3 protein-coding genes are annotated in these 2,867 nt (G+C 64.9%); all 3 read right to left on the bottom strand.

The window, feature by feature from the left end:
• Positions 1 to 118: 118 nt before the first annotated feature.
• Positions 119 to 1,375, bottom strand: coding sequence for an Hsp70 family protein (locus EN742_RS30380; protein ID WP_128333632.1), 1,257 nt, complete (start codon positions 1,373 to 1,375; stop codon positions 119 to 121).
• 166 nt (positions 1,376 to 1,541) lie between these two features.
• The gene (locus EN742_RS30385) at positions 1,542 to 2,333 is read right to left on the bottom strand and encodes a TIGR02186 family protein (RefSeq protein WP_127407320.1); all 792 of its coding nucleotides are present in this window, start codon (positions 2,331 to 2,333) and stop codon (positions 1,542 to 1,544) included.
• Positions 2,333 to 2,867: sulfite exporter TauE/SafE family protein (locus EN742_RS30390; protein WP_148670366.1), on the bottom strand; the 535-nt coding region annotated here is incomplete at its 5' end. The genes EN742_RS30390 and EN742_RS30385, both read right to left, overlap by 1 nt.

Consider the following 2,867-nt stretch of genomic DNA (forward strand, 5'->3'; position numbering starts at 1 on the left):
CTTCGCCATCATCACCCACCGCGACCGCCAGCCGAGCCTCGCCCAGACGGCGCTGCGGGCGCATTTGGGAAAGGCGGACTTGCCGCCGGCGGACAGGGGCTGATCGGGAAGAAGGGCTTCAGGCGAATTTCCGCTGCGCATCAAGCGCCAGTCCAAGCCCGACCGAGCCGAACATGTCGCCCTCGATGACGGAGGCCTGCGGCACCAGCGAGAGGATCTGGCGTTTGGCGAGAGGGATCGCTGTCGAGCCACCGGTCAGGAACACGGCAGTTATGGCGGAAGTGTCAACACCGGCATCCGCAATCGTCTGCCTCACGGTCTCGGTCACCCGGTCGATGTCGGCCCCGATCGTTGCCTCGAGGCCGGCGCGCGTGATCTCGGCTGCGAAGCGTGCGCCGGGCAGGGACACTTTCACCTCGGCGGCAGGCTGATCCGTCAGCGCGATCTTGGCCCTTTCCACCAGGCCCGCCAGCGCGTGGCCGTAGCGGTGCTCGACGATATGGATGAAGCGGCCGACGAGATCGGCGCGCTCGGCCTCGAAGCGGATTTGCTTCAGGTCCGTCATCGCCTTGGCGGTATAGACGAGGTTGATGCGCTGCCAGGTCGCCAGGTCGATGAAATAGCTCGCCGGTAGATTGCGCTTGCCGTCCTTGGTCGGCGTAAGATAGCCGAGTTCGGGCATTATGTGGGCGATGCTTAGCAGCCGGTCGAAGTCGGTGCCGCCGATATGGATGCCGCGGTTGGCCAGGATGTCGCCCTTGCGATCGTTCGAGCGGGCGCGCTCGGGCGAGACCCGCACCACCGAGAAGTCGGACGTGCCGCCGCCCATGTCGACGATCAGCGCCAGTTCCTCCCGGGCAACCTTCTGCTCGTAGTCGAGCGCCGCCGCGATCGGCTCGAACTGGAAGGCGATGTGCTTGAACCCCTGGGCGCGCGCCGCCTTTTCAAGCTCACTTTCCGCCCTCGCATCGGCCTCGGCGTCATCGTCGACGAATTGTACGGGCCGACCGAGCACGATGGTCTCGACCGGAGCGCGCGCGTCCTCTTCGAGGCGCTTCTTCAGATGGGCGATGAAGAAACCGATGATGTCGGTGAAGCCGATCAGGCGCGCCTTGATGCGGGTCTTCTCGTGAGCGAGCGAGCTGCCGAGCACGCTCTTCAGCGAGCGCATCAGCCGCCCCTCGATGCTGTCGGTGTAGTCGCTGATAGCACGGCGGCCGAAATAGGTATGGCCGTCCTCGAAGTTGAAGAAGACGGCGCTTGGCAATGTAGGTTGTTCACCTTCCAGCGCTACCAGTCGCGCCTGCCCGTTCCGGATCACGCCCACGGTGGAATTGGACGTGCCGAAATCGATGCCGCCGAATGCTGATTGCATAGCAGCCTCCTGTCATTGGTTCGTCGCAGCGGATCGCCGGCGCCGGCAAAGGCGCGGACGTCCGGATGGCCGGACCGTTCTGCCGAATTGAATGTGCGTGTTTGCCTTGGGAGGCGGCGGTTTATCGCATCATCGAAAAAAGGGAAAGCCTCTTTTCCCGGGGAGATCAATCCTTGCGGAAGACCAGCCGCCCCAGCCAGCCGGTCAGCATGGCGAGCGATACCGCGAAGACGCCGTAGAGAAAGGAATAGTCGTGCGCGACGCGGAAGATCGACTGCTCGAAACCGGATTTGCGGATTTCGAGCTGGGCCGAGCTTTCCTTGATGAACATGCCGCTCTTGAACAGGAAGGCGCGCGCCTTGTGGGTGCCGACCGGAACGTCGGGCGCCAGCCTAACCGTGGCGCGGAACAGGTTCTGCGACAGGAACTGCACGCCGCCGACATTTTCGCTGTAGAGCCCAGTCGCCTTCTTGCGATCTCGCAGCGCGGCGGTGAACTCCTCGATCGTCGCCGGGCTGTCGGTCTCGTCGGCGGGCTTCATGTAGAGGTTGGCCGAGCCGAGCGACAGCTGCTTGTAGCTGTTCGGTTCGGTTATGTCCTGCAGCGGCCGCGTCGTGGCCACCGAATAGGACACCGGCACATTCTCGAACGTCTCCGACTCCAGATTGATCCAGACGCCGAGCACCCGGTCCTTGCGCCGCACCACCACCGGTCGCGGCGGGCCCTCGAGCACGACGATGACGTCGTAGCGCCCCTGGCGCGCAACCAGCGGATCGGGATTCTCCAGCGATCCGAAGATGGTGAGGTCGGCGCCGGAAAACCCGGCGGTGATCGAGACGGCGTCGGTCGACAGGCCGATCTGGATGCCTTCGACCGGCGGCGTCTGGGCCGCCGTCGGCGACGCGGCCGCGACGAGCAGAAGCAAGGCAGCGGCCGCGAACCCCCTCCACCCCGCCATCAGCTCAGGCCCGCCGCGGAAAGCGAATAGAGATTGGGCGGCGTGACGAACAGATCGATCGCCAGGCGGATGGCGACGGCCAGAACCAGCAGCGCCAGCAATGCCCTGAGCTGCTCACCGCGCAGCTTCTGGCCGGCCTTGGCGCCATATTGCGCGCCGGCGACACCGCCCGCCATCAATAGGAAGGCGAGCATCACATCGACCGTCTGGTTGGTGGTGGCGTGCACCAGCGTGGTGTAGGCCGAGGTGAAGATGATCTGGAACAGCGAGGTGCCGATGACGACGTTGGTCGGCACTTTCAGGAGATAGATCAGCGCCGGCACCATGATGAAGCCGCCGCCCACACCCATGATCGACGACAGGAAGCCGATGCCGGCGCCGAGCCCGAGCACCGGGATGACGCTGACGAACAGCTTCGAGGCGCGGAAGCGCATCTTCAACGGCAGTCGATGGATCCAGTTGTGCTGGCCGGATTTCTTCAGCACGGGTGCGGCGCCGCTGCGGGTGGCGCGCAGCGCGTTGACGCTCTCGACC

The sequence above is a fragment of the Mesorhizobium sp. M4A.F.Ca.ET.020.02.1.1 genome, from assembly GCF_004022645.1.
In the GTDB taxonomy this organism is placed as follows: Bacteria; Pseudomonadota; Alphaproteobacteria; order Rhizobiales; family Rhizobiaceae; genus Mesorhizobium.